The organism is Stenotrophomonas sp. YJH_SMC_138 (genome assembly GCF_059369855.1).
On sequence record NZ_JCAFTB010000009.1, the window covers coordinates 23,011 to 49,741 of the forward strand.

The 26,731-nt window shown below is 68.2% G+C and carries 28 protein-coding genes; 18 read left to right on the forward strand and 10 right to left on the reverse strand.

The window, feature by feature from the left end:
- Positions 1-22 precede the first annotated feature (22 nt).
- Both argS and AC5P7I_RS17090 read left to right on the forward strand, forming a co-directional pair.
- Complete coding sequence (argS, locus tag AC5P7I_RS17085; protein WP_262087968.1) at positions 23-1,711, forward strand: arginine--tRNA ligase; 1,689 nt, start codon at positions 23-25, stop codon at positions 1,709-1,711.
- Positions 1,712-1,732: 21 nt separating this feature from the next.
- Positions 1,733-2,629 carry an SPOR domain-containing protein gene (locus AC5P7I_RS17090; protein WP_032961433.1) on the forward strand — a complete coding sequence of 299 codons (897 nt, stop codon included), beginning with the start codon at positions 1,733-1,735 and terminating at the stop codon, positions 2,627-2,629.
- Positions 2,630-2,717: 88 nt separating this feature from the next.
- On the opposite strand, the gene AC5P7I_RS17095 is transcribed toward AC5P7I_RS17090, so the two are convergent.
- Positions 2,718-3,470, reverse strand: a complete 753-nt coding sequence (locus AC5P7I_RS17095; RefSeq protein WP_014035694.1) for an SDR family NAD(P)-dependent oxidoreductase — start codon at positions 3,468-3,470, stop codon at positions 2,718-2,720.
- 160 nt (positions 3,471-3,630) lie between these two features.
- On the opposite strand from AC5P7I_RS17095, the gene AC5P7I_RS17100 reads away from it, so the two are divergent.
- Positions 3,631-4,098 (forward strand): YehS family protein, encoded by a 468-nt coding sequence (locus tag AC5P7I_RS17100; RefSeq protein WP_014645662.1) that lies wholly within the window; start codon positions 3,631-3,633, stop codon positions 4,096-4,098.
- Here the strand turns inward: AC5P7I_RS17100 and AC5P7I_RS17105 are convergent.
- Positions 4,067-4,954 (reverse strand): LysR family transcriptional regulator, encoded by an 888-nt coding sequence (locus tag AC5P7I_RS17105; RefSeq protein ID WP_014645661.1) that lies wholly within the window; start codon positions 4,952-4,954, stop codon positions 4,067-4,069. The two genes, AC5P7I_RS17100 and AC5P7I_RS17105, sit on opposite strands and share 32 nt — an antisense overlap.
- 143 nt (positions 4,955-5,097) lie before the next feature.
- Here AC5P7I_RS17105 and AC5P7I_RS17110 point away from each other — a divergent pair, with 143 nt between their 5' ends.
- Positions 5,098-6,246, forward strand: coding sequence for an MFS transporter (locus AC5P7I_RS17110; RefSeq protein ID WP_329768298.1), 1,149 nt, complete (start codon positions 5,098-5,100; stop codon positions 6,244-6,246).
- On the opposite strand, the gene AC5P7I_RS17115 is transcribed toward AC5P7I_RS17110, so the two are convergent.
- Entirely contained in the window at positions 6,243-6,947 is a 705-nt protein-coding gene (locus tag AC5P7I_RS17115; protein WP_262087967.1) for a TorF family putative porin, read from the reverse strand. The two genes, AC5P7I_RS17110 and AC5P7I_RS17115, sit on opposite strands and share 4 nt — an antisense overlap.
- A gap of 178 nt (positions 6,948-7,125) precedes the next feature.
- Here AC5P7I_RS17115 and AC5P7I_RS17120 point away from each other — a divergent pair, with 178 nt between their 5' ends.
- Positions 7,126-7,515 (forward strand): DUF6165 family protein, encoded by a 390-nt coding sequence (locus AC5P7I_RS17120; RefSeq protein WP_164077655.1) that lies wholly within the window; start codon positions 7,126-7,128, stop codon positions 7,513-7,515.
- 6 nt (positions 7,516-7,521) lie between these two features.
- Here AC5P7I_RS17120 and AC5P7I_RS17125 read toward each other — a convergent pair whose 3' ends face one another.
- Positions 7,522-8,205: a response regulator transcription factor gene (locus AC5P7I_RS17125; RefSeq protein ID WP_032961444.1), complete on the reverse strand. Its 684-nt coding sequence runs from the start codon at positions 8,203-8,205 to the stop codon at positions 7,522-7,524.
- Between the two features lie 198 nt (positions 8,206-8,403).
- Positions 8,404-8,976: an OmpO family porin gene (locus AC5P7I_RS17130; RefSeq protein WP_014645657.1), complete on the reverse strand. Its 573-nt coding sequence runs from the start codon at positions 8,974-8,976 to the stop codon at positions 8,404-8,406.
- Positions 8,977-9,186: 210 nt separating this feature from the next.
- Between AC5P7I_RS17130 and AC5P7I_RS17135 the strand changes: the two genes are divergently transcribed.
- Together AC5P7I_RS17135 and AC5P7I_RS17140 are read left to right on the forward strand one after the other, a co-directional pair.
- The gene (locus AC5P7I_RS17135) at positions 9,187-11,586 is read left to right on the forward strand and encodes a S9 family peptidase (protein ID WP_262087966.1); all 2,400 of its coding nucleotides are present in this window, start codon (positions 9,187-9,189) and stop codon (positions 11,584-11,586) included.
- Positions 11,587-11,677: 91 nt separating this feature from the next.
- The gene (locus AC5P7I_RS17140) at positions 11,678-12,037 is read left to right on the forward strand and encodes a DUF1428 domain-containing protein (protein WP_014645655.1); all 360 of its coding nucleotides are present in this window, start codon (positions 11,678-11,680) and stop codon (positions 12,035-12,037) included.
- 15 nt (positions 12,038-12,052) lie between these two features.
- Here the strand turns inward: AC5P7I_RS17140 and AC5P7I_RS17145 are convergent, their stop codons facing one another.
- Together AC5P7I_RS17145 and AC5P7I_RS17150 are read right to left on the reverse strand one after the other, a co-directional pair.
- The gene (locus AC5P7I_RS17145) at positions 12,053-12,739 is read right to left on the reverse strand and encodes a hypothetical protein (protein WP_014645654.1); all 687 of its coding nucleotides are present in this window, start codon (positions 12,737-12,739) and stop codon (positions 12,053-12,055) included.
- Between the two features lie 107 nt (positions 12,740-12,846).
- The gene (locus AC5P7I_RS17150) at positions 12,847-13,713 is read right to left on the reverse strand and encodes a histone (protein ID WP_262087965.1); all 867 of its coding nucleotides are present in this window, start codon (positions 13,711-13,713) and stop codon (positions 12,847-12,849) included.
- Between the two features lie 490 nt (positions 13,714-14,203).
- Between AC5P7I_RS17150 and AC5P7I_RS17155 the strand changes: the two genes are divergently transcribed.
- From AC5P7I_RS17155 to AC5P7I_RS17200, 10 genes are all read left to right on the forward strand, one after another.
- Positions 14,204-15,637, forward strand: coding sequence for a Do family serine endopeptidase (locus AC5P7I_RS17155; protein ID WP_014645652.1), 1,434 nt, complete (start codon positions 14,204-14,206; stop codon positions 15,635-15,637).
- A 101-nt stretch (positions 15,638-15,738) separates the two neighbouring features.
- Positions 15,739-16,104: a hypothetical protein gene (locus tag AC5P7I_RS17160; RefSeq protein ID WP_004153835.1), complete on the forward strand. Its 366-nt coding sequence runs from the start codon at positions 15,739-15,741 to the stop codon at positions 16,102-16,104.
- An 8-nt stretch (positions 16,105-16,112) separates the two neighbouring features.
- Positions 16,113-16,583: a phage holin family protein gene (locus AC5P7I_RS17165; RefSeq protein WP_014645651.1), complete on the forward strand. Its 471-nt coding sequence runs from the start codon at positions 16,113-16,115 to the stop codon at positions 16,581-16,583.
- The gene (locus AC5P7I_RS17170) at positions 16,580-17,035 is read left to right on the forward strand and encodes a protein sip-5 (RefSeq protein WP_262087964.1); all 456 of its coding nucleotides are present in this window, start codon (positions 16,580-16,582) and stop codon (positions 17,033-17,035) included. Before AC5P7I_RS17165 ends, AC5P7I_RS17170 begins: the two co-directional genes overlap by 4 nt.
- A 67-nt stretch (positions 17,036-17,102) precedes the next feature.
- Positions 17,103-18,212 (forward strand): AI-2E family transporter, encoded by a 1,110-nt coding sequence (locus tag AC5P7I_RS17175; RefSeq protein ID WP_425604942.1) that lies wholly within the window; start codon positions 17,103-17,105, stop codon positions 18,210-18,212.
- A gap of 91 nt (positions 18,213-18,303) precedes the next feature.
- Positions 18,304-18,771, forward strand: a complete 468-nt coding sequence (locus tag AC5P7I_RS17180) for a hypothetical protein (protein WP_032961458.1) — start codon at positions 18,304-18,306, stop codon at positions 18,769-18,771.
- Positions 18,772-18,845: 74 nt separating this feature from the next.
- Positions 18,846-19,565, forward strand: coding sequence for an HAD family hydrolase (locus AC5P7I_RS17185; protein ID WP_049441851.1), 720 nt, complete (start codon positions 18,846-18,848; stop codon positions 19,563-19,565).
- A 3-nt stretch (positions 19,566-19,568) separates the two neighbouring features.
- Complete coding sequence (locus tag AC5P7I_RS17190; RefSeq protein ID WP_142235566.1) at positions 19,569-20,936, forward strand: leucyl aminopeptidase family protein; 1,368 nt, start codon at positions 19,569-19,571, stop codon at positions 20,934-20,936.
- Between the two features lie 136 nt (positions 20,937-21,072).
- Positions 21,073-22,176 carry a catalase family peroxidase gene (locus AC5P7I_RS17195; RefSeq protein WP_262087963.1) on the forward strand — a complete coding sequence of 368 codons (1,104 nt, stop codon included), beginning with the start codon at positions 21,073-21,075 and terminating at the stop codon, positions 22,174-22,176.
- Positions 22,173-22,709: a cytochrome b gene (locus AC5P7I_RS17200; protein ID WP_049441850.1), complete on the forward strand. Its 537-nt coding sequence runs from the start codon at positions 22,173-22,175 to the stop codon at positions 22,707-22,709. The genes AC5P7I_RS17195 and AC5P7I_RS17200 overlap by 4 nt, the downstream gene beginning before the upstream one ends.
- Before the next feature lie 533 nt (positions 22,710-23,242).
- Here the strand turns inward: AC5P7I_RS17200 and AC5P7I_RS17205 are convergent.
- The 3 genes from AC5P7I_RS17205 to AC5P7I_RS17215 are packed head-to-tail and all read right to left on the reverse strand — an operon-like array spanning position 23,243 to position 25,190.
- Complete coding sequence (locus AC5P7I_RS17205; protein WP_014645643.1) at positions 23,243-23,845, reverse strand: response regulator transcription factor; 603 nt, start codon at positions 23,843-23,845, stop codon at positions 23,243-23,245.
- A complete protein-coding gene (locus tag AC5P7I_RS17210; RefSeq protein WP_164077834.1) occupies positions 23,842-25,065 on the reverse strand; it encodes a histidine kinase in 1,224 nt (407 codons plus the stop codon). The genes AC5P7I_RS17205 and AC5P7I_RS17210 overlap by 4 nt, the downstream gene beginning before the upstream one ends.
- Positions 25,062-25,190 (reverse strand): hypothetical protein, encoded by a 129-nt coding sequence (locus AC5P7I_RS17215; RefSeq protein WP_257473236.1) that lies wholly within the window; start codon positions 25,188-25,190, stop codon positions 25,062-25,064. Before AC5P7I_RS17215 ends, AC5P7I_RS17210 begins: the two co-directional genes overlap by 4 nt.
- A 202-nt stretch (positions 25,191-25,392) precedes the next feature.
- Between AC5P7I_RS17215 and AC5P7I_RS17220 the strand changes: the two genes are divergently transcribed.
- Positions 25,393-26,640: an efflux RND transporter periplasmic adaptor subunit gene (locus AC5P7I_RS17220; RefSeq protein WP_164077833.1), complete on the forward strand. Its 1,248-nt coding sequence runs from the start codon at positions 25,393-25,395 to the stop codon at positions 26,638-26,640.
- The last annotated feature ends 91 nt before the right edge of the window (positions 26,641-26,731 follow it).

Below are 26,731 nucleotides of genomic sequence, written 5' to 3' on the forward strand. Positions count from 1 at the left end.
GCTCATTCTCACAGCAGGCCTCGTGAAAAATCTCCTCCGCGCCCTGATCAGCCAAGGCATCGAAGCCTTGCGCGCCAATGGCACCCTGCCCGCCGACTCCCTGCCGCCGGACTTCGTGGTCGAGCGCCCGAAGACCCGTGACCACGGCGACTTCGCCACCAACGCCGCGATGCTGCTGGCCAAGGCCGCGCGCAGCAATCCGCGCGCACTGGCACAGGCACTGGTCGAGGCGCTGCCGCGCAGCGAGGACGTCAGCAAGGTCGAGATCGCCGGCCCCGGCTTCATCAACTTCCATCTGGCCCCGGCCGCGTACCAGCGCGAAACCGCCTCAGTCATCAAGGAAGCCCACGACTACGGCCGCAACCTGTCCGGCAATGGCCGCACGGTGGGCGTGGAGTATGTGTCGGCCAACCCGACCGGCCCGCTGCATGTCGGCCATGGCCGCGCAGCGGCGATCGGCGACTGCGTGGCCCGCGTGCTCGATGCCAACGGCTGGAACGCCAAGCGCGAGTTCTACTACAACGACGCTGGCGTGCAGATCGAGAACCTGGCGCTGTCCACCCAGGCGCGGATCAAGGGCATCGCACCCGATCAGGACGGCTGGCCGGAAGGCGGCTACCGCGGTGAGTACATCGCCGATGTCGCCCGCGCCTACATGGCCGGTGCCAGCGTCGACCTGGAAGGCAGCACCGTGGTCGGCGCCAAGGACCCGGACGACATGCAGGCAATCCGCCGCTTCGCCGTGGCCTACCTGCGCAACGAGCAGAACCTGGACCTGGCCGCGTTCGGTGTCGACTTCGACATCTACTTCCTGGAAAGCTCGCTGTACGCCGACGGCAAGGTTGCCGAAGCGGTGGCCAAGCTGCAGGCGTCCGGCCACACCTATGAGGAAGGCGGCGCGCTGTGGCTGCGCAGCACCGACTTCGGTGACGACAAGGACCGCGTGATGCGCAAGTCCGACGGCACCTTCACCTACTTCGTGCCGGACGTGGCCTACCACCTGTCCAAGTGGCAGCGCGGCTACGAGCGCGCGATCACCGAACTGGGCGCCGACCATCACGGCTCGCTGGCGCGCGTGCGCGCCGGCCTGCAGGCGATGGAAGTGGGCATCCCGCAGGGCTGGCCGGAATACGTGCTGCACCAGATGGTCACGGTCATGCGCGGCGGCGAGGAAGTGAAGCTGTCCAAGCGTGCCGGCAGCTACTTCACCCTGCGCGACCTGATCGAAGAAGCCGGCCGCGATGCCACCCGTTGGTTCCTGATCGCGCGCAAGCCCGATTCGCAGCTGACCTTCGACATCGACCTGGCGCGCCAGCAGAGCAACGACAATCCGGTGTTCTACGTGCAGTACGCGCACGCCCGTGTCTGCAGCCTGCTGCGCCAGGCGCAGGAAAAGGGCCTGGTGTACGAGCAGGGCCATGGCCTGGCCAACCTTGGCCATCTGGCCGACGATGCCTCGCTGCTGTTGATGAACGAGATCTCGCGCTATCCGGAAGTGGTGGAAGCGGCCGGCGTGGCGCTGGAGCCGCACCTGGTGGCGCAGTACCTGCGTGAATTGGCGCATGCCTTCCACACGTGGTATCACGGGACGCCGGTGCTGGTGGAAGACGCCGCCGATCGCAACGCCAAGCTGACCCTGGCCTGCGCGGCGCGCCAGGTGCTGGCCAACGGCCTTGAACTCCTGGGCGTGAGCGCCCCGGAAAAAATGTAAGCATCAGGAGACGCAGTACACATGGCAGCACGACGCGGCAAAACCCAGGCACGACGCAACAGCAGCAGCCAGGGCACACCCGGATGGGTGTGGCTGGTGGCCGGTGTGGCGATCGCCGCCGTGGTGTTCCTGGCGGCGCCGAACCTGTTCAAGGGCGAAGGCGACGGCTTCCTGCGCGCCGGTCCGCAGCCGAACCCGAACGCGCAGCCGGCCCCGGTTGCTGATGCAGACAGCGATGTCGGCAGCCAGCCAGCCGCGCAGCCGGCCACGCCGAAGCCGGCCGAACCGGAGAAGCCCGCGGCGACGCAGTACGACTTCTACACCCTGCTGCCGGGCAAGGAAGTGGAAATGTCCGACGCCGAACTGGCCGCCAGCGCGCGTGCCGAGGACCAGCGCCGGGCCAAGGCCGAAGCGTCGCGCGCGCAGGCCGCGCTGGAGGGCAAGCCGGTGCCGCCGGCGAGCACGGCCACGCCGGCACCGACCGCAACGGCCAGCGTCGCCAGCACCGCACCGGTGACCGCGAGCAACCGTCCGCTGCCGGCACCGCTGAGCGAGCGCCCGGCCGCGGCAACGCCGCCGGCCAGCACCGCACCGGCGTCGACCAGCACGGCCGCCGCCCCCGCGCCGCGCGCGGAAGCCGCGCCCACCGCGCCGGCGACCACTGCCGCACCGGCGCCCGCCGACAACGCCCGCTACATCCTGCAGGCAGGTGCCTTCGGTGCGTCCGGCGACGCCGAAGCCACCAAGGCCAAGCTGGCCATGATGGGCCTGGCGGCACGCGTGGAGTCGGCGCAGATCAACGGCAAGACCGTGTATCGCGTGCGCATGGGGCCGTACGGCAGCGCCGGCGAACTGTCTGAAGCGAAGCAGAAGCTGGATGGCACCGGCCTGCAGGCGATGGCCATCAAGGCGCAGTGACGTTCTGCGGGACTGCATCGAAAGCCGGGCATTGCCCGGCTTTTTTTGTTTCTGCCGAGTCGAGCATGGCTCGACTCCACACACGGCGTCAGCCCTCGCGGGCGACCTGGAACCCGGCGAAGGACTGGCTGACCGGCATCAGCTCCAGGCGATTGATGTTCAGGTGCGGTGGCAGCGTGGCCACCCAGAAGATCTGTTCGGCGATGTCTTCGGCGGTCATCGGATTGGCACCGCTGTACAGCTTGTCCGATGCATTCTGGTCGCCATGGGTGCGGACCACGGTGAACTCGGTCTCGGCCATGCCCGGCTCGATCGTGGTCACGCGCACGCCGGTGCCGTGCAGGTCCGAACGCAGGCCCAGCGAGAACTGGCTGACGAAGGCCTTGGTGCCACCGTAGGCGTTGCCACCCGGGTACGGGTAGACGCCGGCCACCGACGAGATGTTGATGATCGCACCCTTGCGCTCCACCAGCTGCGGCAACAGGCGGTGGGTCAGGGTGACCAGCGCGGTGATGTTGGTGTCGATCATCGTGGTCCAGTCCGACAGCCTGGCGCTCTGTGCCGGTGCGGTGCCCTGCGCCAGACCGGCGTTGTTGACCAGCAGGTCGATCTCGCCGAAGGCCGGCGGCAGCGCCAGCAGGGCCGCCTCCATCGCCACCGGATCGCGGATGTCGAAGGCGGCGGCGTGCACCACGTCCTTGCCATAGCGCTCGACCAGCGGTTGCAGGCGTTCGCCGCGGCGGCCGGTGGCGATCACTTTCCAGCCGGCCTGGGCGAAGCGGTGGACGGCGGCGGCGCCGAAGCCGGACGTGGCGCCGGTAATCAGGACAGTGCGGGTCATCAGGCAACTCCAGGGGGAAAACCAGATCTCCATTCTGGCACCGTCCGGCAGCACCCGTGTTGCCGGATCGGCCGGATCCGGGGTCAGATCCCTTTGCGGAGCAAAGGGATCTGACCCCGGCGGCGACCCCACGTGCCGGGGTGACCGGTACAATTGCGCCATGATCAACAATGATGTCCTGCGCAGCGTGCGCTACTCCCTGGACCTGGGTGACCAGCACGTGGTCACCCTGTGCCAGATGGCCGACCCGGCCTTCGCCGTGGATACCGAGCAGGTGAAGGCCTGGCTGCGCCGCGAGGACGAAGCCGGTTTCGAGGCGATGAACGACAGCGCACTGGCGCACTTCCTCGATGGCCTGATCGTGCACCTGCGCGGTCGCGACGAGAGCCAGCCGCAGCGTGCGGTGGAAACGCGCATCGACAACAACCTGGTGCTGAAGAAGCTGCGCGTGGCCTTCCAGCTGCGCGACGTGGACCTGATGGAGATCTTCGCCAGCGCCGGCTTCAACGTGTCCAAGTCGGAAGTCGGTGCGTTGTTCCGCCAGCCCGGGCACACCAACTACCGGCGCTGCCTGGACCAGATGCTGCGCAACTTCCTCAAGGGCCTGAGCCTGCGCCTGCGCGGCTGAGCACGGCCTCGACGAAGGCGCGCGCGGCCGGCGTCGGCAGCCGCTGCCAGACCAGGTGTACGCGCCGGGTCGGGGTCGGCTGCAGTGGAATCTGAACCACGCCCTGGAAACCTTCGGCGATCAACGCCGGCACGATGCCGACCGCCAATCCGTGGCGGACGAAGCGCTCGACCAGTTCCATCAGGTTGACCTCGAAACGCACCGTGTGCGGCAGGCCAGCGGCGGCGAAGGCATCGTCGGTCTGCCGGCGCGCACCGGTACCGCGCGGGAAGTCGACCAGCGCTTCATCCTGCAGTGCGGTCAATGGCAGCCGCGTGCGCCCGGCGAGCCGGTGCGACGGCGCCAGTACCGCTACCAGATCCTCCTCCTGCAGCACCTGGTGGCAGACGCCATCCAGCGCTGCCGACGGCGCCAGGCCGACCAGTGCCACATCCAGCGCGCGCGACTGCACCTGTGCGATCAGGTCTTCGCTCTTGTCCACGCGCAGCTGGAACTCCACCTGTGGGTGCACCCGCTGGAAGGCCGCCAGCATCGCCACGACGTCGATGTCGGTCAGCGAAGAAATCTGCCCGATGGCCAGCAGGCCACGCACTTCGCCACTGACGGCGGCCACGTCGGCGCGCAGGTGGCGCAGGCTGGCCAGCACCTGGCGTGCGTGCACCAGCAACGCCTCGCCGGCGGCGGTAGCCCGCACCTGGCGTGGCAGGCGCTCGAACAGCGTGGCACCCAGTTCCTGTTCCAGGTGGGCGATCTGGTGGCTGAGCGCGGACTGCACCACGTGGCAGCGCTCGGCGGCACGGGTGAAATTGCCCTCCTCGGCCAGGGCGACGGCAAACTCGAGCTGCTTGAGGTTCATCCAGCTATCTTGTTTTCAGATGACAAGGATGATGATGATTCATTTCCATCATGACCGCAGCAGGCGGACACTGTGCACCCCGCTTCCTGGAACACCGCGTGAGCCCGTCCCTTCCCCCTCTGCACCGCTGGCAGGTGCTGCTGATGTCGGTCGCCACCGGCGTGGCCGTGGCCAGCAACTACTATGCGCAACCGCTGCTGCACACCATCGCAGATGCCTTCGGCGTGCCGTTCGGCCAGGTCGGCATGGTGGTTACCGCAGCACAGCTGAGCTATGCCGCCGGACTGATCCTGCTGGTGCCACTGGGTGACCTGTTCGAGCGCCGCCGCTTGATCGTGGTGATGAGCCTGCTGTCGGCCGGTGGCCTGGTGATCAGTGCCTGCGCGCCGTCGCTGGCCTGGCTGCTGGTCGGGACCGCGATCACCGGTCTGTTTTCGGTGGTGGCACAGGTGCTGGTGCCGTTCGCGGCCACGCTGGCCGCGCCGGAACATCGTGGCCGCGTGGTCGGCACGCTGATGAGTGGCCTGCTGCTGGGCATCCTGCTGGCGCGTACCGTGGCCGGCCTGCTGTCCAGCCTGGGTGACTGGCGCCTGGTGTATGCCATCGCTGCCGGCACCCTGGTGCTGACCGCACTGGCATTGCAGCGCGGCCTGCCGCGATTCCACCACAGCGCCGGCCTGGGCTATTTCGCCTTGCTGCGCTCGATCGGCGTGCTGTTCGTGCAGGAGCCGGTGCTGCGCCAGCGCACCCTGCTGGGTGCCTGCAGCTTTGCCATGTTCGCGATTTTCTGGACCCCGCTCGCGTTCCTGCTGGCGCAGCCACCGTACGCCTACAGCGATGCCACCATCGGCCTGTTCGGGCTGGTCGGTGCAGCCGGCACGCTGGCGGCCGGCCTGGCCGGGCGCATGTCCGACCGCGGCCAGACCGGACGCGCCACTGCCATCGCGCTGGTGCTGTTGCTGCTGTCGTGGCTGCCACTGGGGCTGTCGGCCCACTCGCTGCTGGCGCTGCTGATCGGCGTGGTGGTGCTGGACCTGGCCGCACAGCTGCTGCACGTCAGCAACCAGAACCTGATCTATGCGCTGCAGCCCGCGGCGCGCAACCGCCTCAATGCCGGCTACATGACCGGCTACTTCATCGGCGGCTCGCTGGGTTCGCTGCTGTCGGCGCAGGTCTACCAGCGCTACGGTTGGACCGGCGTCTGCGTGGCCGGTGCCGCCGTGGCCGTGCTGGCCCTGCTGCTGTGGCTGCCCGGCGCGCTGCGCGCGCGCCAGGCGGCATCGTCGAACTAGAAGCTGCCCTGCAGCGCCAGCTCCCAGCGTCCACCGGCATTGCCCGGGAACAGTCGCTTGGCCGCGCTGTCGGTGTCATGCACGGTGGCGCGCAGCTCCCATGCCGGAGTCAGCGTGGCAATGGCACTGAGCTGGCCATGCAGGTAATCCGGGCCCTGCGCGGTGGCCAGCCAGTACTGGCCCACCGCTGCTTCCAGGCGGACGCGTTCGTGCAGCGGCACACGCACGCCCAGCTGGGCATAGGTTCCGCGATGGCCACCGGCCAACGCATCGTTGGAATGCGCGACCTGCAGCCAGGCGCGCTGCTTCCAGGTCACGGTGGTGTTGAGTTCGGTCCAGTCCAGCGCACGACCGGTACCCGGATACACATAGCGGGTCAGGTTCGCATCCAGCGTCCAGTCCGGTGCCAGCGCGCCGGACCAGCCCGCCACCAGGTCGAACTCGCTGCGCGCGCCATTGTCCGGCTTGAACGAGACGTTGGACCCCCACACGCTGGCGTACCAGCCCGATGGGATCGAGATCTTCGCGCCGGCTTGCACCGCCGGGTCACCATCGCTCTGCGAGCTGCCGCGCCACACGTAGTCACTGGTCAAGGCCGCACTGCCACTGACCTGCACCTGCACCTGTGCCTGCGCGCTGCCCATGCCAAGCAGCCCTGCCAGGGCGGCCACCACCGCCGCCATCATCCCCTTGCTGTTCACTGCACTGTGTTCCTCGTCGAAGGCGGTCACGCCGCCGGGACGGCAGTGTCCAGCGCGTGGCCGTAACGGATCGAGGGTGCGGCCCGGGCCGCGGCGCAAATTCGGCGTAAATCCCGTGGATCGGGGCCATGCGCCAGCGGCGCGGTATCATGGCGCCCTGTTTCCAGGAACCAACCGCGTGGACGCCATCCTGACCCCGGTATCGATCGGCGAGCTGATCGACAAGATCACCATTCTCCAGATCAAGGCCGAGCGCATCGACGATGCCGCCAAGCTGACCAACGTGCGCACCGAGCTGGACGGCCTGCTGCCCCTGTTGCAGCAGCAGCTGCAGGCACAGCCGGCCCTGGCCGCGCTGCAGCAGCAGTTGAAGGCGATCAACGAGCGTATGTGGGACATCCAGGACCAGCTGCGCGACAAGGAAGCGGCCCAGGTGTTCGATGATGCATTCATCCAGCTGGCACGCGGTGTCTATGGCACCAATGGCGAGCGCGTGCAGGTGAAGAACGAGATCAACCGCGTGGCCGGTTCTGCACTGGTGGAAGAGAAGCAGTACCAGGGCGAGTAACGCCGCTCATCCGCATTCCAGCAGGTGGCGGAAGCGGAACAGGTCACCGTCCCCGCGGATGCCGAGCTTGCGGTAGGCCGAGGTTTTCTGCGAGCTGATCGTGCTGGCTGAACGCCCCGATCGCAGGGCCATTTCGCTGGTGCTGACCCCTTTCAGCACCAGCCCGAGCACTTCCCGTTCGCGCTGGCTCAACGGCACCAGTGCCGGGGCCGGCATTCTGCGTGCACGCGTGCCCGGCAGGTTCAGTTCCGCGCGCAGCTCCGGTGGCACGAAGCGCCCTCCCCGGGCGACCACATCAATGGCACGCAGCAACACGTCCGGTGGCGTCGACTTGGACAGGAAGCCGCGCGCACCGGCACGCATCGCGGTGGCCACCGTGCTGGCATTGCAGTGTGCCGAGAGCACCAGCACCGGCAGTGCCGGCCAGCGCTGCGACAGCACGTGCAACAGGGCCAACCCATCGCCCAGGTCGCCCATGGGCAACGCATCGATCAGCAGCAGGTCGACACACGTCGGGCTGCGCTCCAGCAGGTGCAGCAGGTGCGCCTCGCTGGACAGGCTCACCCGTACCTGCACACCCGCGTGCTGGCGCAGCAGCACTTCCACGCCCAACCGCAGTACCGGGTGCGGGTCCAGCAGCGCCAGGCGTCGTGGCCGATCAGGCAGCAGAGGCGGGAGGGTCAGCGGCATTGCGGCATGTCCAGGCAACATGGGACATCCAACGTAGGTCGGTGCCCGCAGCGGCGGAATCCAATTCCTTGCAATGGCTGGCCCGCGCATTCCGCCAGTCAGACAGCATTCCGGTTTGCCACGGCGCAAACGCAACAGGCCCGGCAAATGCCGGGCCTGTTGGGGCGTCTCCAGCGCGCAATCGCGCCGAGGCAGCAATTACCAGCTGAAGCGCGGGCCGACGGTGTATTCCTTGTCGCCGTGGCGGTTCATCTTCAGCTCGCCGTTCAGGCCCCAGTTCTGGTTCAGCTTGACCTGACCACCCAGGCGGCCGTACCACTGGCCATCCGGATTGACGCCGTGCTTCTTGGCGTAGTCTTCGTAACCGACCATGCCGTAGACCTCGGCGTGGGCGCCGAAGGCAGTGCGGATACCGGCTTCAGCGCTGTAGCCGTTGAAGTCCAGACCGTGCTTGCGGTCGAACTTCTGGTAGGCAACGCGGGCAACGAAGTCGGTGCTCGGAGCGATTTCAACGTTGTAGCCGGCACCGACCTTCCACTGGTCAACCTTCAGGTTGGTGTGGTCGATTTCCTGGCGGCTGTATTCGCCGAAGGCGTGGAAGTTCGGCAGGAAGCCGTAGGAACCCTTCACGCCCCAGCCGTCGGCCTTGATGCCTTCAACGTCGGTCTTGGCGTAGTCGGCTTCGGCGTAGTTGTAGGACAGGTTCTCAGCAGCCGAAGCGGTGAACGGCAGGGCAGCGGCCAGGGCCAGAGCAATCAGCGAATTCTTCATGGGGGTACACCTTTACATTCTTATGGTGTGCAGCAGCGCCAGGGCGCCATCGCATCGGGAATGTAAATTCTCCGTTATTCGCCACAACGCTCCCTGAAAACAGCGGTCTTCGCATTGCTGAATTTTTTGGCTTGATTCAGGCTGCGTCTGGCATACGCGCGCGGCGCGCGTGCATTCGAATTCCGCTGACCCTTGCAACAGGAGGTTGCCTTGCACGTACCTGCCCCGCTGCGGTTCCGGTTCTGCGCCGCCGTCCTCGCCTTCATCGGCGTGCTTTCCACAGCATCGGCTCGGCCGTTGCAGCCCTCCGATTACCAGCGCGCCGAGCGCGTGCACGACAGCCACCTGCGCGGTGCGCTGCGCAATGCCTCGCTCCTGCCGAACTGGCTGGCCGATGGCCGCTTCTGGTACGAACGCGAAGACGGCCAGGGCCGGCGCGAGGGCGTGCTGGTCGATCCGGCGCAGGCCTCCCGGCAGATCCTGTTCGATCGCGCTGCGCTGGACAGCGCTGCGGGGGCCCTGGGGGTGAACGGGCAACGGTTGCGGTTGGTCAATGTGCAGGTGCTGGCCGATGGCCTGCGCCTGCGCTTCAGCGGTGAAGCCGGCATCGACTGCCAGTGGCCACGTTGGCAGTGCCTGCGGACGCAGGGCGCCATGCCTGCTGCCGATGCACTGCCCGCACCCGACGGCGAGGCCTGGCTGCAGGTGCGCGACCACAATCTATGGCTGCAGCAACGCCGACAGGCACCGCGGGCGCTGACCACCGGCGGTGTCGCCGGCCATGGCTATGGTGTATTGCCCGATTTCACCCTGCGCGGTATTCCACGCAGCCAGGGCCGGATGCCGGCGCGGCCGTTCGCCGTCGGCTGGTCGCCCGATGGACGCTATGTTGCCGGCGTCCGCTACGACGAACGTGCGCTGCGGGACTACCCCTATCTGGAAAGCACCCCGGCCGGCGGCGCGCGGCCCCGCGTGCACACGGTGAAACTGGGATTGCTGGGCGATGCACAGCAGGTGCGTGACAGCCTGTACATCGTCGATGTGCGCAGCGGCCGGCAGCAGGACATCACCCTGCCCGAGGGCTGGAACACCCTCAGCGAGGCCGGCGTGCTGGGCTGGGACGGCCACCGGCTGTATGCCGCGATCGCGCACTTCGGCGCGCCGCGACGACTGCGCCTGGTGGAGATCGATGCCGGCAGCGGTGCGCTGCGCACCGTGCTGGAAGAAGCCGGCGACGCGCGCCTGCAGCTCAGCCTGTATTCCTACAACCGTGCCTCGGTTGCGATCCTGCCCGGCCAGGACACCGCCGTGTGGTTCTCGCAGCGTGATGGCTGGGGCCATCTGTACCGGGTGCGCCTGTCCGACGGCAAGGTGATGCGCCAGCTCACCCGCGGCCGGTGGGCGGTGCGTGACCTGCTCGGGGTGGACAGCGCAGGCGCTTGGGCATACTTCAGTGCTGGAGGTGTCGAGGGCGGCGATCCCTACGTACGTGGCCTGTACCGGGTAGCACTGCACGGTGGGCCGGTGCAGCGCCTGGCCGCCGATGGCAGCGACCACCTGGCCGATGCGGGCACCGGCATGCTGTTCGGCGGACGCGCGCCGCAGGCGCTGTCGCCCGGCGGCAGCTATCTGGTGGATACCGTGTCCAGCCTCGCGCAGCCGCCGCGCACGGTGCTGCGCGCCAGCGATGGCAGCGAAGTGATGGTGCTGGAGGCTGCGGATGCGCAGGCGATCATCGCTGCTGGCTGGCGGCCGCCGCGGCGCGAACGGCTGCTGGCCGCCGACGGGCGCACGCCGATCTTCGCCACCGTCTACCTGCCCCGCGACTATCGCGATGACGGCAGCTTCCCGGTGATCGACGCGATGTACGGCGGTGCCTTCATCAGCAATGCGCCGGTGACCTATGCCGAAGCGGTTTCGGCGCAGAACCCGGTATCGCGCGCCAGCCTGGCCGAGCTCGGCTTCGTGGTGGTCAGCATCGATGCCCGCGGCACCGGCGGCCGCGACAAGGCATTCCATGACAGCAGCTTCCTGCACGGCGCCGATGTGCAGCTCGATGACCATGTGGCCGCGCTGCGCCAGCTGGGCGAACGCTACCGGGGCATCGACCTGCAGCGGGTCGGCATCTACGGGCATTCGTTCGGTGGTTACAGCGCGGCGCGTGCACTGCTGCGCCACCCGGCGTTCTACAAGGTGGCTGTGGCCTCGGCCGGCAGCCACAATTTCCAGGGCATGTACGGCGGCGCCCTGCACGGCATGGACCGGCTGTTCGGTGGCGTGGTGCCAGCTACAGCCATGGCCGATGGCGTGCCGGCCCCCTTTGCCGGGCTCGACAATGCGGCACTGGCCGGCAACCTGCGCGGGCATCTGCTGCTGGTCTATGGCGAACTGGACGAGAACGCGCCACCGGCGCTGACCCTGCAGCTGGCCGCGGCCCTGAACAAGGCCCAGCGTAGTTACGACCTGCTGTACCTGGCCCGGCAGGACCACGAACTGTTCCGCAACGACGCCACCTACACGCACCGCATGTGGGACTACTTCGTGCGCCACCTGGCCGGCCAGCAGCCACCGGATACGGTGCTGGCCCCGCTCCCGGGTGGCCCGGGCTGAACAGGCGCACGCGGGATGTCGATTCCCTACGCGCTGGTTCGTCGTGTACCTGAAGGCCGTGCATGTGGCACGGTCCACCCGGAGGCAGGCAATGAGCTACATCGACGGTTTCGTCCTGGCGGTGCCCACCGCCAACAAGGAGAAGTTCCTCGCCCATGCACGCACAGGGGATCCCGTTTTCATCGAGTACGGCGCGCTGCGCGTGGTCGAGTGCTGGGGCGATGACGTGCCGCACGGCAAGACCACCGACTTCTTCGGCGCGGTGAAAGCCACGCCGGATGAGACGGTGGTGTTTTCCTGGATCGAATGGCCGGACAAGCCGACCCGCGACGCCGGCATGAAGAAGATGATGGAGGACCCGCGGTTTGATCCAACGAAGAATCCGATGCCGTTCGACGGCGCGCGGATGATCTACGGCGGCTTCGTGCCGCTCTACGAGCTGACGCGCTGAACCCGGCGGACGTGCTCAGCGCGCGTCCGTTTCATCGCTGGCAGCAGCATGGCCGGCGCCCAGTGCGGCGCCGGCACCGAGGCCCATGCCGCCCATGCCGGCGCCCATTCCACCACCACCGCCACCGCCTGCACGGCCGCCCTTGGCATCGCCGTCGTTACGGCCCTTGCCGCCACCACTGGCAACGGGCCGGGTCGGCCCCTGCGGTGGAATCTGCAGATCGGCCGGAATCGGGGCCAGATCCAGCGCTTCGCGCACGAAGTCGCGCAGCGAGACCACCAGTTCGTGGGTATGCACCGGCCGCCCCTGTGCCAGTTCGTTGGCGGCACGCGTGGCCAGCCGCACCTGTTCGTCGGTGCCCAGCAGCAGGATGTCCGACAGCGCGGCCTCGACCGCATCGCGGATGCGCCGCGCACGGTCCGAGCGCGGCTCGGCGATGCCGTCGGCATCTTCGCGCTGGCGCAGGTCGCGACGATGGCTGGGATCCACGCCCAGCTCGCCGGTGAACGAACCGCCCAGGGTCTTGTAGGCGGCCATCAGCGTGCGCAGCCGTTCGTTGATCTGCCGGTTCTCGCGCTCGCGGCGCTGCTGCAGGGTCTGCATCACCAGCAGGCGGATGCCGACGCCGAGCAGGGTGATCAGGACCAGGCCGGCCAACGTGGACAGCACGCCCTGCCAGGAACTGAAGTCGATACCGCGCATGGTCGGGGCTCCGGCGGGAAGAACCTGCATCTTGCCCCAGGTAGCGCCCCAGAAACGCGAAAGGCCCTACCACCCGGTGGGTGGCAGGGCCTTCGGTCACGGCGCGATTACTTGCGCTTGGCGACCTTGCGCACGGCCTTCTTGGCCGGAGCCTTCTTGGCGGCGACCTTCTTCAGCGGCGCAGCCTTCCTGGCGACCGTCTTGCGGGTGGCGGCAACCTTCCTGCCCACCGCCTTCTTGGCGACGGCGGTCTTCTTGGCGACGGCGGCCTTCTTGCCAACAGCCTTCTTGGCGACGGCAGCCTTCTTGCCGACAACCTTCTTGGCGGCCGCGGTCTTCTTGGTGGCGACCTTCTTGGTGGCGGCAACCTTCTTGCCGACAACCTTCTTCGCAGCCACGGCCTTCTTGCCGGCGACCTTCTTGGCGGCGACGGTCTTCTTGGCCACAGCCTTCTTGGCGGTGGCGACCTTCTTGCCGACCACCTTCTTGGCGGCCGCGGTCTTCTTGGCAACGGTCTTCTTCGCGACGGCGGCCTTCTTGGTGGCGGCCTTCTTCACGGTGGCGACCTTCTTGCCGGCAGCCTTGGTGGTCTTCTTGGCGGCAGCGGCCTTCTTGGTCACAGCCTTGCCTGCAGCGGCCTTCTTCTTGGCCACTTCCTTCTTCAGGGCAGCGGCTTCGGCCTTGGCGTTCTTCTTGGCCGCTTCCAGCTTCTTCTTGGCATTGGCAACGGTCTTGCCGACCGACTTGGCGGCCTTGTCGGCCTTCTTGGCAACGGTCTTCTCGACCTTGGCCACGGCCTTCTTGGCCTTGGCAACGCGGGTACCGGCCGCCTTGGTGGCGCGCTTGACGGTCTTCTTGACCGACTTCACGGCGTCTTCGGCGGCGTGGGCGATGGTCTCGCCAACGTTGGTGGCGGCTTCTTTGACGTTCTCGACGGCGTCGGTCACGACCGACACACCATTACCGTTGCTCATGTTGCCCTCCTGGGGGCCTTAAGTATCAAAACGGGGCGATGCTATACCGACATTGACGATCGTGGAACGGGGCACGCGCCCGCAATCGCATCTGATGCGACGGCCATGGTGTAGCCCACCACTGCCGCAGAAGCGGCGGGTTCACAGGAAACCCCTTTTTTTAAGGACTACGCCACAGCAAGCGCGTGGTCGAAGATGGCCGTTGCGTGCCGTTGCACGGACGCGGCATCCGATGCGTGCTGTGGCGCATTGCGGCACCCGGTTGCGCGGAACTGCGCAGGTATCGGTCTGTGTCGGCGCCCCCGGCGATCGTCTTCGGTGGTGCAGGCGTCGCCTGTGCGGTGTCGCCACAGCCATGCTTTCAGCCTCCTCACTCGCCTTTCGCGGCCTGCGGTTTTCATGGCGCATTTATCCAGATCGCGACACACTCATTCAGCTTGTTTTACCGTAGGGCCGAACCGCCCCCACCCACGCCAGCGAACCGACAACCATGCGACCGCTTCCCACCCTGCTTACGCTCGCAATCGCCGCCGCCTTCGGTGGCTTCGTTGCCACCGGCATCAATGCCCACCTGGACAACCGTGCCGATGCAGCACCGCTGCCAGCGGTGCTGCCGACCACCGCCGCGTTGCCGGCCGCGGTGGCCGGACAGGCGGTGCCTTCGCTGGCGCCGATGCTGGAAAAGGCGATGCCGGCCGTGGTCAGCGTCAACACCAAGCAGGTGGTGCGCGTGCGCAACCCGTTCTTCAACGACCCGTTCTTCCGCCGCCTATTCCCGGATATCCCGCAGGAGCGCATCAACGAATCGCTGGGCTCGGGCGTGATCATCGACGCCAAGGAAGGCCTGGTGCTGACCAACCACCATGTCATCGACAACGCCGATGACGTGCAGGTGACACTGGCCGACGGGCGCACGGTGAAGGCCGAGTTCCTCGGTTCGGACCGCGATACCGACATCGCGCTGATCCGCATCCCGGCGCAGAACCTGACCGACATCAAGCTCGGCAACAGCGACCAGCTGCGGGTCGGTGACTTCGTGGTGGCCATCGGCAACCCGTTCGGCTTCAGCCAGACGGTCACCTCGGGCATCGTCTCGGCGGTGGGCCGCAGCGGCATCCGTGGCCTGGGCTACCAGAACTTCATCCAGACCGATGCGTCGATCAACCCGGGCAATTCCGGTGGCGCCCTGGTCGACCTGCAGGGCCAGCTGGTCGGCATCAATACCGCCAGCTTCAACCCGCAGGGCAGCATGGCCGGCAACATCGGCCTGGGCCTGGCGATTCCGTCCAACCTGGCGCGCAGCGTGGTCGACCAGCTGGTCAAGCACGGCGTGGTGGTACGCGGCACGCTGGGCGTGGAGAGCCAGAACCTGACCGCGCAGATCGCCCAGGGGCTGGGCCTGGGCGAAACGCGCGGTGCGCTGATCACCCGCGTGCTGGCCGGTTCGGCGGCCGCCGCGGCCGGGTTGAAGCCGGGCGACGTGGTGGTCTCGGCCAACGGCCAACGCGTGGACAGCGCCGAAGCCCTGCACAACGTGGAAGGCCTGGCTGCGGTCGGCAGCCCGATGACGCTGGACGTACGCCGCGAAGGCAAGCCCGTGCAGATCAAGGCCACGCTGAAGGAACAGGCGCGTGCGGTCACCGGCGAGAGCCTGGACCCGCGGTTGACCGGTGCCACCTTCGTCGACCTGCCCGAGTCGCTGCGACAGTCGGGTGTCGGCGGCGTGCTGGTCAGCGAGGTCAAGCGTGGCAGCCGCGCGGCCAGCAACGGCCTGCAGCAGGGCGACATCATCACCGACGCCACCGTGGGTGAATTCGCCGACCTGGCCAGCTGGCGCGCCAACTTCCAGCAGCGCCCGCCGACCCTGGTGGTGCGCGTGCTGCGCAACAATGGCCAGCAGCAGGGCCAGCTCGTGATGCGCTGATCGCCCTGCCGTAACACCCCCTATACCCCGGCAATGCTATTGCTGTCAGTCCAGGTCGGCACCGCCGACACCCGTTCCCCCATCGCAACAGGAGTGATTCGATGAGCCCCACCAATACCGAGAACCTGAAGGAACACCTGGGTGAAGCCGGTTCCCACCTGAAGCAGGCCGCCACGGCCGCCGGCGGTGCGATCAAGGGCGCAACCGGTGCCGCGACCGACGAGCTGCGCATCGGCAAGGCCAACGTCAAGGCCGAACTGTCCGACAGCGCACTGTCTGGTCTGGCCGCCGCCGAATTCGGTGGTGCCGCTGCCAAGGAACAGGTTGACGCGTTGATGGACAAGGGCAAGGACCTGATCGACAGCGCCGCCGAGTTGATCCGTGAGCGTCCGCTGGCTTCGTTCGGCGTCGCCTTCGCTGCCGGCTGGATCATCGCCAAGCTGGCCCGCGGCAGCAGCGACAAGTAAGCCGCGGCGTGAGCGAAGACAACGCGCAAGCCCCTGATCCGGCGGCCACCCCGCCGCTGGATGAGAGCATCCGCCAGGTCGGCGCGGCCGGTCGTGCCGCCGCCGATTCGGCCAAGCACACCGTGCGCTCGCTGCGCCGGCTGGCCTCGGCCGACTTCGCCCTGGCCCGCAGCGCCTTCGGCCGTGCGCTGGCCTGGGCCGGCGTGGCGATCGTATTTGGTGCCTCGGCCTGGCTGCTGATGGCGGCCACCCTCATCGCCCTGCTGCAGAGCTGGGGCCTTAGCTGGCTGCAGGCGCTGCTGATCACCTCGCTGCTGAGCCTGGCCGTCACCGGCTACGCGATCTGGCGGGTGTCCTACTTCTTCCACCACACCGGCATGCATGCCACCCGGCGCCAGCTGTCACGCCTGGGCCTGTTCGACGAGCCCAGCGAAGACGACCCCGATGCCGGCGTGCAGCTGCCCGAGGGCAAGCCATGAGGTTCGGCGCGCTGCAGCGGCGGGTGAAACGCTGCGAACAGGTGGTGACCGTGCGCCTGGGCGAGACCCAGGACCACTGGTCCACGCTCAGCGACGTCTGGCGAAAGGGCTGGTCGCCGTTGCGCATCGTGGTGGTCGGCCTGGCCGGTGGCTTCATCGCCGGCAAGCTGGAAGTGCCCGGCAAGGTCAACGGTGCGCGCTGGCTGCAGATGGTCGGTTCGGTCTCGAACCTGTTCGCCAGTGCCCAGGCGGCGTTCGCCACGGCGATGGCCGCACAGGCTGCAGCGACCGCCGATGACGCGGCCGAAGAAGCCGACGATGCCAGCGAACAGGCACAGGCGGTGGCCTCCGCCGCCAACGCACGGCCGGCACCTGCCCCCCGCCCGGAACCCGAACCGGAACCGCGCGAACCGCGCCCGGCCGAAGCCGCCACCGAGCTGTCCGAACGTTGATCCACGCACTCCGCCGCGCCGATCGCGGCCGGCGGATAATGCGCTCCCCTTCCCGGTTGGTGCGTCGATGAGCGAGTCCCTCCTGTCCCCGTCACCAACCGATCCGCAGGGTGCGGAGGCGCCGCTGCCGCCCCCGTCGCGTCCACGCGGGCCGATGTCGCTGGTGGTCCTGGCCACCCTGGCGGTGGGCTACACGCTGTGGGCCGCGCAGGACATCATCCTGCCGGTGCTGCTGGCGATGTTCTTCGCACTGGTCGGCAACCCGATCCTGCGCCTGCTGCAGAAGCTGTGGATTCCGCGCGCGCTGGGCGCACTGCTGATCCTCGGCGCCGGGCTGGGCGTGACCGGTTCGCTGGCGGTGCAGTTGATCGGTCCGGCGATGGAATGGGCGCAGGAAGCACCACAGCAGCTGCGCAAGGTGGCCCGGCAGGTGCAGGACCTGACCAAGCCGGTGCAGCAGGCCAACCAGGCGGCGGAAAACTTCGCCCGCGTGGCCGGCGGTGACAGCAACCACAAGGTGCAGGTGATCCGCACCCAGCTGGACGATCCATACCGCATGCTGACCCGTGCACCGCGCCTGGCCGCGTCGGTGCTGGCGGTGGTGCTGCTGACCCTGTTCTTCATGATCTACGGGCAGAGCCTGCAGCGCGCAGCGATCGCCCTGTTCCCGAACCGCCAGCAGCAGCGGTTCACCACCGACATCCTGCGTTCGATCGAACGGGAGGTCTCGCGTTACGTGCTGACCATCAGCGTCATCAACACCCTGGTCGGGCTGGTGTTCGCCGGCGTGCTGATGCTGCTCGGCATCGGCCTGCAGGAAGCACTGCTGTGGGGCACGGTGGCTGCACTACTGAACTTCGCCCCGTACGTGGGCCCGCTGATCGGCGTGGCATTGATGCTGTTGATGGGCTTCGTCGAGTTCCGCGACCCGCTGCAGGCCCTGCTGCCGGCCGCCGCCTACCTGGGCCTGCACACCCTGGAAGGGCAGATGGTGACCCCGATCGTGCTGGGCCGGCGCATGAAGCTGTCGCCGCTGGTGCTGATCCTGGCGCTGATGGTGTTCGGCTGGGCCTGGGGCATGATCGGGCTGCTGCTGGCAGTGCCGCTGCTGGTGTGCATCAAGCTGGTGCTGGCACGCCTGGATGGCATGCAGGGCTGGGCACGCCTGCTGGAGTGACGGCATCAACAACGGATGGACGCAGGTGGCGGAACCAGAAACAGGGACGAAGTGGCAGACTATGGCGCCCTACCCGGATGGATCCGCTCGTATGAACTCTCTCGCCACGCGTTGCCTTGCCTTGGCCTGCATTGCCGCTCCCGCGTTCGCCGCGACGCCGCCGACTGCCGATCAGGCGCGCACCCAGCTTGCTGAGGCGGTTACCTGCAAGCGGCACCTCACGCCCATGCAGTTCGACGCCATGGCCCGGATGCTGGCACCGGCCCCGGCAAGGGCGCAGGACGGCGAATCCAGCGGCGAGTTCCGGCTGACCACGCCCTTGATGGTGCTGGGCCAGCCCGTGAACCGGCTGCAGTCCTATGACGGCGACAGCGGCGAGGATGGCATCGACAGTTTCACCGCGTACTTCAGCTCGGCCAGTGTGGAACAGGTCGCGGCACTGGCGAAGATGTCCGACCCGGTAGCAGGCACCTACACGAAGGAAGTTGGGCGGCACAACCTGGACGTGCAGCAGTTCGACGGCCAGACCACCATCGCCTGCTCGTACAACCTGCGCTGACCCGGCCCAGCCACAGTGCCCACCCGCCCGCCGCGTCGCATGAAAGCCCGCGCGGGCAGGGGTAGAATGGCGAGGTGAATTTCCCCGTCCAAGCCATCACCCTCGACCTTGACGACACGCTGTGGCCGTTCGCTCCGATCGGCGCCCGCATCGAACAGGTCCTGCACGCCTGGATGTGCGAACACAGCCCCGCTACCGCCGCGATGTATCCGGTGGAGGCGATGCGCGAACTGCGCGAGCGGCTGTACCACGCCCATCCGCACCTCCACCACGACCTGAGTGCGCTGCGCCGGCTGACCCTGCACGAAGCACTGCACACCAGCGGTGCCAGCCTCGATCTGCTGGAGCCTGCGTATGAAGTGTTCTACGCCGCGCGCAACCAGGTGGAGTGCTATCCCGATGCGATCGACGCGCTGGCGCGCATTGCCGCACGGGTACCGGTGGCGGCGCTGAGCAACGGCAACGCCGACCTGGAGCGGATCGGCCTGGCCCATCATTTCGCCTTCCAGCTGGGTTCGCGCGAACACGGCGCGGCCAAGCCCGAAGCCAGCATCTTCCATGCCGCGTGCACCCGCCTGGGTGTGGCACCGGCACAGGTGCTGCACGTCGGCGACCATGCCGACATGGACGTGGCCGGGGCGATTGCCGCCGGCCTGCGCGGCTGCTGGATCAACCGCGACGCAGCCACCTGGACCCATCCGCAGCTGCAGCCGGACCTGCAGTTCGACACCCTTACCGGCCTGGCCGACTGGTTGGATGCCAACCTCGACGCCGCCGCACCCCGGAGTACCTGACGCATGAGCGAGATCACTGGTTTCACCGCCGACACCGCTGCGGCGCTGCCGTTGTACGTGCTGGACCGCGAGCAGTTCGCCGCCTGGAAGGACAGCCAGCCGGCTGCCACGCAGGCGTGGCTGGCATCGCAGGGCTTCAACGCCGGCGCCCACAGCGTGGCACTGCTGCCGGGCGCCGATGGCCTGGCCGGTGCCGTGATGGGCGTGGGTGATCGTGCCGATGCCTACAGCTATGCGCATGCGCCGCACGCGCTGCCGGAAGGCAGCGTCTGGCAGCTGGCCAATGAACTGCCGGCCGCCGAACGGGCGCTGCTGCAGCTGGGCTGGGGCCTGGGCAGCTACCGCTTTGACCGCTACCGCAAGCGCAACCGCGCACCGGCCCAGCTGGTAGCGGCGCCATCCGGCGAGGTGGCCGACCTGATCGCCGCCAGCCTGCGCGTGCGCGACTGGGTCAACACCCCGACCGAAGACATGGGCCCGCAGCAGCTGGAAGACGCCGCGCGCGCGCTGGCCGATGCACATGGTGCGCAGGTCGAGGCGATTACCGGCGACGAACTGCTGAAGCAGAATTTCCCGGCCATCCACGCCGTGGGCCGCGCTTCGCATCGTGCGCCGCGCCTGGTCGTGCTGCGCTGGGGCAGGGAAACCGACCCGGCGCTGGTGCTGGTGGGCAAGGGCGTGTGCTTCGATACCGGCGGGCTGGACATCAAGCCGGCCGACGGCATGCGCAACATGAAGAAGGACATGGGCGGCGCCGCGCACGCACTGGCCCTGGCCGGCCTGGTGATGGCACGTGGGCTGCCGGTGCGGCTGACCCTGCTGGTGCCGGCGGTGGAAAACGCGATCGGTCCGGATGCCTTCCGCCCGGGCGAAGTGATCGCCACCCGCAAGGGCCTGAGCGTGGAGATCGACAACACCGATGCCGAAGGCCGCGTGATCCTGTGCGATGCGCTGACCTTCGCCGGTGAGCAGAAGCCGGACCTGGTGCTGGACTTCGCCACCCTCACCGGTGCCGCGCGCATCGCACTGGGCCCGGACCTGCCGGCACTGTTCAGCAACGACGACACGGTGGCCCAGCAGTGGCTGCAGGCCGGTGACGCGACCCGCGACCCGGTCTGGCGCATGCCACTGTGGCGCCCCTACCTGCGCTACCTGAGCAGCGGCATCGCCGACCTGGCCAACGCCGGTTCGCGCATGGCCGGCTCGGTGACCGCCGCGCTGTACCTGGAACGCTTCCTGGAAGACGGCCAGCGCTGGGCGCACCTGGATGTGTATGCCTGGAACGACGGCGAGCGCCCGGGCCGTCCGGCCGGTGGCGAAGCGCTGGCGCTGCGCTCGGCGTGGGCGATGCTGAAGCAGCGCTACAGCTGATCGGGTGGGTGCCGACCGTTGGTCGGCACCCCGTCCCCGGAAAATCTGACGAAAAATTGAATTTCGGCCCCGGCCGGGTTCTGCGAGGATGTGTGGGTCGACCACCCACACGCTCCGTGAAGGCAGGACTCCGACCATGTCGCTCTTCCGCTACACCCGCGCTGGCCAGACGCCGGGCGCGCCACGCAAGCATTCACCCCTGCTCTGGATCGCACTGATCGCACTCATTCTGGGTGCGGTCGCGCTGGCCTTTGCCTGGCTGGCCGGCTGGATGGGCGACCGCCTCACCGCGCAGCGCTTCACCGACACCATCGAGGCCACCGGCCCGGCCCATCCGGGCTTCCGTCGTGCGCACAGCAAGGGCATCTGCGTGAGCGGCTGGTTCGAACCCAGCGCGCAGGCGCCCACCCTGTCCAGCGCACGGGTGTTCTCGCAGCGCCGCGTGCCGGTGATGGGCCGGTTGTCGATCGGCGGCGGCGACCCCTACGGCGCCGACAACACTGCACGCGTGCGCAGCCTCGCGGTGCAGATGGTCAGCGATGATGGCCAGGAATGGCGCATGGCGATGAACAGCTTCCCGTTCTTCGCCGTGCCCAGCGCCGAGGCGTTCTACGAGCAGACCCGCGCCTCCATTCCCGACCCGGCCACCGGCAAGCCCGATCCGCAGAAGATGGCCGCGGTGCTGGCCAAATACCCCAGTGCGCAGGCTTTCCAGCAGTGGGCCAAGACCGCGCCGTGGACCAGCAGCTGGGCCGACACCACCTTCAACAGCGTCAACAGCTTCTGGTTCACCAATGCGCAGGGCCAGAAGCGCGCGGTGCGCTGGCGCTGGCAGCCGCAGGCGCCGGTGGTGGAGATGGATGCGGAAACCCGCAAGCAGGCCAGCGTCGATTTCCTCAGCCAGGAACTGCAGCAGCGCCTGGCCAGCGGCCCGGTGCGCTGGAACCTGGTCGTGACCACCGCCGAGCCTGGCGATGCCATCGATGATCCGTCGGTACCGTGGCCCGAATCGCGTGACCAGGTGGTGGCCGGCGTACTCAGCCTGGACCGCATGCAGTCGCAGGAACAGGGCGCCTGCGGGCAGATCAATTTCGATCCGCTGATCCTGCCCAGCGGCGTGCGTGGCAGTGACGATCCGATCCTGGCGGCCCGCTCGGCCGTGTATTCGCAGTCCTTCAACCGCCGCGAACGCGAGCGCGCCACCGGCAACGTCGAGCAACGGAAGGAGGCCGCACGATGAGCACCGGCAACGGCCACTTCAACCTGCTGGCGCGGGTGCTGCACTGGTCCATGGCGCTGATGATCGTCGCCATGCTGTTCATTGGCGTGACCATGGTCGCCTCGCTGCACTTGCGGCCGATGCTGATCGACCTGCACCGCCCATTGGGCATCACTATCGGCGTACTGGTGTTGCTGCGCCTGTACAACCGGCTGCGTCATCGCCCACCGCCGCTGCCGGCGGATCTTCCTGTGTGGCAGGTGATGGCGGCCAAGGCCTCGCACTGGATGCTGTACGCGCTGATGCTGGCGATGCCGCTGATCGGCTGGGCGATGCTGTCGGCCGGCGGTTACCCGATCGTGCTGTGGGGCGGCCTGCACCTGCCGCCGATCGTGCCGCATACCCCGGCGCTGTATGCCGCGTTGCGCAATGCGCACAGCCTGCTGGCCTACGTGCTGTTCGCAACGGTGCTGATGCACGTGGGTGCGGCGCTGTTCCACCTGTGGGTGCGGCGTGACGGGGTGTTCCAGGCGATGGCGCGCGGGAAGAATTGAAAGGATTCGCCGGGCGTTCCCGGCGGATTGTTTCCGCGACCGCGGGGGGTGTCACTTTCTTTGCGCGCAAAGAAAGTAGCCAAAGAAACGCTCCGCCGGCCGCGAGCCGGCGTGCTTCGCACGCCGGTGCCCTGCGCTCCTCGGTCCGTCGAGGGACGGCGCGGGAACTCGCTGCGCTCAGACACCCGCGCCTCTTCGCCCTCGCCGGTCCTGCGGTGCTCGGCTCGCTCAAGGCGGACTGGAAGGTCAAGATCAACAGCAAGAGCATCCACGCATGGCGTGGATCTACCGGGTGCAGATTTTGCCTTTGACGTTGGGTCCGCCTTGAGCGAGCCGAGCATCGCAGGGGAATCAGGGGGCGCAGAGGCGCCGGTGTCTGAGCGCAGCGAGTTCGGCGCCGTCCCCTGATTCGCCGAGAAGCGCAGGGAACCGTCGCGTAGCGACGGCTCGCGCTCTGGCGGCGTGTTTCTTTGGTTACTTTCTTTGCACGAGCAAAGAAAGTGACACGTCTCCGCAGGCGCGGAAATGATCCGCTACAACCACCCCTTCTGCCGCGCCAGCCGGTACGCCTCGATCCGGTTGGCCACGCCCAGCTTGCCGATGCACTCGGACAGGTAATTGCGCACCGTACCGTGCGACAACCCCAGCTGCTCGGCGATCTCGCTGGCGGTGCGGCCCTCGCCCGCCAGCCGCAGTACGCGGCGCTCGCGGTCGGTCAGCGGATCGGCCTGCGACCACGCATCCAGTGCCAGCTGCGGGTCGATCGCGCGGATGCCCTGTTTCACCTTGCGCAGGGCATCGGCCAGGTTCTCGGCCGGTGCATCCTTCAGCAGGTAGCCCAGCACGCCGGCTTCCAGCGCGCGGCGCAGGAAGCCGGCGCGGGCGAAGGTGGTCACGATCACCACCTTGATCGGCAGCTCGTGGCGCGCGATGCGCTGGGCAAGCTCGAGCCCGGACAGGCCGGGCATCTCGATGTCGGTGACCAGGATGTCCGGTTGCAGCTGCTGCAGCATCCGCCACGCGGTTTCGCCATCGGCGGCGCTGCCCAGCACCTCGATATCCGGCTCCAGGCCCAGCAACGCCGATAGTGCACCGCGCACCATCGCCTGATCCTCGGCCAGCAGGATGCGGATCATGCGGCACCGTCCTGTGCCAGCGACGGCGGCGCTCCCGGCGGCAACGGTGTGGTCGCGGCAGCCAGTGGCACGCGCACGGTCAGTCGCGTGCCCTCACCCTTTGCGGACTGTACCTGCAGGCTGCCCCCCAGGGCGGCCACGCGTTCGCGCATGCCGCTCAGCCCGTTGCCCTCGGCCTGCACGCCGCCACGGCCATCGTCGCGGATCTGCATCGCCAGCATGCGTCCCTCCAGCATGAACTCCACCCGTGCCTGTGTCGCCTGTGCATGGCGCACGATATTGGTTGCGGCCTCGCGCAGCACCAGCGCCAGCCCGCGTTCGACATCCACCGGCATCGCCGGTGGTGGTGCGTATTGAAGGTGGACCTGCTGGCATTCCAGCAGCAGCCGCGCCGATGCCAGCTCACCGGCCAGGTCGCTGGCGCGGATGCCGGTAACCGCGCTGCGCACCTGTGCCAGCGCTTCGCGGGCGATGGCCTCGGCCTCGCCGATCTCCAGCCGCGCGCGCGCGTCGCCGCGGTCGTGCAGCTTGCGCGCCAGCTCCAGCTTCAATGTGATCAGCGACAGGGTGTGGCCGAGCAGGTCATGCAGGTCGCGGCCGATGCGTTCGCGCTCGGCAGTGGCCGCCAGCCGCCGCACCTCGTCCTGCGACAGCTGCAGTGCCGCATCCTTCTGCTGGTTGAGCGCTTCCACGTTCACGACCAGCCCCACGATGTAGGACACGGCCGGGATCCAGACCAGGCTCTGCCACGGGTACTGGAACAGCAGCGCGAGGCTGCAGAACAGAAGGTTCAGGCCAGTGAGCTGCAGCAGATACTGCCACCAGCCACCGCACCCGCTCACCCGCAGCAGCACGCAGCCGAACACGAAGTAGGTCAGCCCGGACGGATACCAGGGCAGCAGCACCAGCGACATCGCGATCAGGCCCAGCGCATAGCGCGGAGCGTGATGGCGCGGCGCCACCATCACCTTGGCGTACAGCAGCAGGAACACCGGGTAGCTGGCCAGCGTCAGCAGCAGCCAGCGCAGGGTGAAGCCGTGGCCAAGCAAGGGCGTCAGGAAGATCCACACCGACCACAGCAGGTGGACTGCCTCGCTCCAGGGCGATTTTCCCCGGCGCAGCGTATCGGCCACCGCCGAGTCCGGCGCGGGGCGCAGCAGCGAGGCAAGCCATGTCGACGGCACGGGCGGTTCCAGGCGGGGACGATCGCCGCCGATCATGCCAGTTCAGCCGCCTGCGCGCAGGCGCCACCACCGGCCGGGCGGCACCGGCGCAACCGAGCGCGGATCACGGTACGCTTGGCGGCGCGGCTGTGGCGGGCCAGCGACGGGGTGATCGGATCCATGGGCGGTACCGGTAGCGGGGACGTTGCCATCCTGTGCCGCCGTGGTCACGTTTCGCAGTTGCCGCCGTCAGTGTCATCGGGTGACAGCTGTCACTGCCGTCATCGCTGTGCCTGCCTGCATGCTGTGCCGCACGCTCCACCGCCGGAACCGCCGCCGTCCGCCCTTCCGGCCACACCCGCCCAAACGCCTGTGATGGAACGAATGAACGCTTCTGCCGAGCTGTTGAAGGAACTCCGTATCGACCGCAAATCGCCGCCGCCCGCCTCCGGCGGCAGTGGCGGTGGCCGCCGCTGGCTGTGGATCGCGATCATCGTGGTCGTGTTGTTGCTGGCCGCTGTCGGCTTCGCCCTGTTCGGGCGTACGCCGGCAGTGGACGTGGAAACCGCCCCCGCCGTGGCCATCCAGCAGGGCAGCGCCAGCAGTTCGGTGCTCGATGCCAGTGGCTACGTGGTCGCCCGGCGCATGGCCACGGTATCGGCCAAGATCACCGGCAAGGTGCGCGAGGTGATGATCGAGGAAGGCATGCGCGTGGAACAGGGCCAGATCATGGCCACCCTGGACCCGATCGATGCCGACGCGCAGCGCAGCCTGTATGCCTCGCAGCTGCAGGCCGCACGCAGCCAGGTGGCCGGGCTGGAAGCGCAGCAGAGGCAGGCGGCCGCTGAAGCCAGCCGCCTGCAGGCGCTGGTCGGCCAGCAGCTGGTGTCGCGCTCGCAGTACGACCAGGCGGTGGCCCAGCGTGACAGCCTGCGTGCACAGCTGGACACCGCACAGCGCAACGTCAGGGTGGCCAACGACCAGCTGGCCATCGCCGATCTGGGCGTGGACAACAACATCGTGCGCGCGCCGTTCTCCGGCGTGGTCACTGCCAAGGCCGCGCAGCCCGGCGAAATCGTCTCGCCGCTGTCGGCGGGCGGTGGGTTCACCCGTACCGGCATCGGCACCATCGTCGACATGGACTCGCTGGAGATCGAAGTCGAGGTCGGCGAGGCCTTCATCGGCCGCGTGCAGCCGAAGATGCCGGTCGAAGCCACGCTCAACGCCTATCCGGAGTGGAAGATTCCGGGCGAGGTGATCGCCATCATCCCCACCGCCGACCGCGGCAAGGCCACGGTGAAGGTGCGCGTGGCGCTGAAGGTGAAGGACCCGCGCATCGTGCCGGAGATGGGCGTGCGCGTCAGCTTCCTGGAACAGGCGCAGCCGCAGGCGGCCGCCAAACCGCAGGGCGTGCGCGTGCCGGCGGGCGCCGTGGTCCAGCGCGAGGGCGCCTCGGTTGCCTTCGTGCTGGGTGACGAAAGCCGCGTGCAGCAGCGCACGGTCGAGGCCGGCCAGGCGATGGGCAAGGACCGCCAGATCCTCAAGGGCGTGAGCGCAGGTGAATCGGTGGTGCTGAACCCGCCGGACAGCCTGCGCGATGGCGCCAAGGTGCAACAGAAACAAGCGCAGTAGCGGCCTGGCGCCCACGGGCGCCGCCGGCAGCACCGCTCGACGCACGCCTGCGGCCCCTGCCGTGGCGCTTCCCCGTTTCCCGCCTTCCGTG

Excerpts from the sequence above, each read along its gene's own strand:
- AC5P7I_RS17090 (WP_032961433.1), top strand. The coding sequence starts at position 1,733 with ATGGCAGCACGACGCGGCAAAACCCAGGCACGACGCAACAGCAGCAGC.
- AC5P7I_RS17095 (WP_014035694.1), bottom strand. The coding sequence starts at position 3,470 with ATGACCCGCACTGTCCTGATTACCGGCGCCACGTCCGGCTTCGGCGCC.
- AC5P7I_RS17100 (WP_014645662.1), top strand. The coding sequence starts at position 3,631 with ATGATCAACAATGATGTCCTGCGCAGCGTGCGCTACTCCCTGGACCTG.
- AC5P7I_RS17105 (WP_014645661.1), bottom strand. The coding sequence starts at position 4,954 with ATGAACCTCAAGCAGCTCGAGTTTGCCGTCGCCCTGGCCGAGGAGGGC.
- AC5P7I_RS17110 (WP_329768298.1), top strand. The coding sequence starts at position 5,098 with ATGTCGGTCGCCACCGGCGTGGCCGTGGCCAGCAACTACTATGCGCAA.
- AC5P7I_RS17125 (WP_032961444.1), bottom strand. The coding sequence starts at position 8,205 with ATGCCGCTGACCCTCCCGCCTCTGCTGCCTGATCGGCCACGACGCCTG.
- AC5P7I_RS17130 (WP_014645657.1), bottom strand. The coding sequence starts at position 8,976 with ATGAAGAATTCGCTGATTGCTCTGGCCCTGGCCGCTGCCCTGCCGTTC.
- AC5P7I_RS17140 (WP_014645655.1), top strand. The coding sequence starts at position 11,678 with ATGAGCTACATCGACGGTTTCGTCCTGGCGGTGCCCACCGCCAACAAG.
- AC5P7I_RS17145 (WP_014645654.1), bottom strand. The coding sequence starts at position 12,739 with ATGCGCGGTATCGACTTCAGTTCCTGGCAGGGCGTGCTGTCCACGTTG.
- AC5P7I_RS17150 (WP_262087965.1), bottom strand. The coding sequence starts at position 13,713 with ATGAGCAACGGTAATGGTGTGTCGGTCGTGACCGACGCCGTCGAGAAC.
- AC5P7I_RS17155 (WP_014645652.1), top strand. The coding sequence starts at position 14,204 with ATGCGACCGCTTCCCACCCTGCTTACGCTCGCAATCGCCGCCGCCTTC.
- AC5P7I_RS17160 (WP_004153835.1), top strand. The coding sequence starts at position 15,739 with ATGAGCCCCACCAATACCGAGAACCTGAAGGAACACCTGGGTGAAGCC.
- AC5P7I_RS17170 (WP_262087964.1), top strand. The coding sequence starts at position 16,580 with ATGAGGTTCGGCGCGCTGCAGCGGCGGGTGAAACGCTGCGAACAGGTG.
- AC5P7I_RS17175 (WP_425604942.1), top strand. The coding sequence starts at position 17,103 with ATGAGCGAGTCCCTCCTGTCCCCGTCACCAACCGATCCGCAGGGTGCG.
- AC5P7I_RS17180 (WP_032961458.1), top strand. The coding sequence starts at position 18,304 with ATGAACTCTCTCGCCACGCGTTGCCTTGCCTTGGCCTGCATTGCCGCT.
- AC5P7I_RS17190 (WP_142235566.1), top strand. The coding sequence starts at position 19,569 with ATGAGCGAGATCACTGGTTTCACCGCCGACACCGCTGCGGCGCTGCCG.
- AC5P7I_RS17195 (WP_262087963.1), top strand. The coding sequence starts at position 21,073 with ATGTCGCTCTTCCGCTACACCCGCGCTGGCCAGACGCCGGGCGCGCCA.
- AC5P7I_RS17200 (WP_049441850.1), top strand. The coding sequence starts at position 22,173 with ATGAGCACCGGCAACGGCCACTTCAACCTGCTGGCGCGGGTGCTGCAC.
- AC5P7I_RS17205 (WP_014645643.1), bottom strand. The coding sequence starts at position 23,845 with ATGATCCGCATCCTGCTGGCCGAGGATCAGGCGATGGTGCGCGGTGCA.
- AC5P7I_RS17210 (WP_164077834.1), bottom strand. The coding sequence starts at position 25,065 with ATGATCGGCGGCGATCGTCCCCGCCTGGAACCGCCCGTGCCGTCGACA.
- AC5P7I_RS17215 (WP_257473236.1), bottom strand. The coding sequence starts at position 25,190 with ATGGATCCGATCACCCCGTCGCTGGCCCGCCACAGCCGCGCCGCCAAG.
- AC5P7I_RS17220 (WP_164077833.1), top strand. The coding sequence starts at position 25,393 with ATGAACGCTTCTGCCGAGCTGTTGAAGGAACTCCGTATCGACCGCAAA.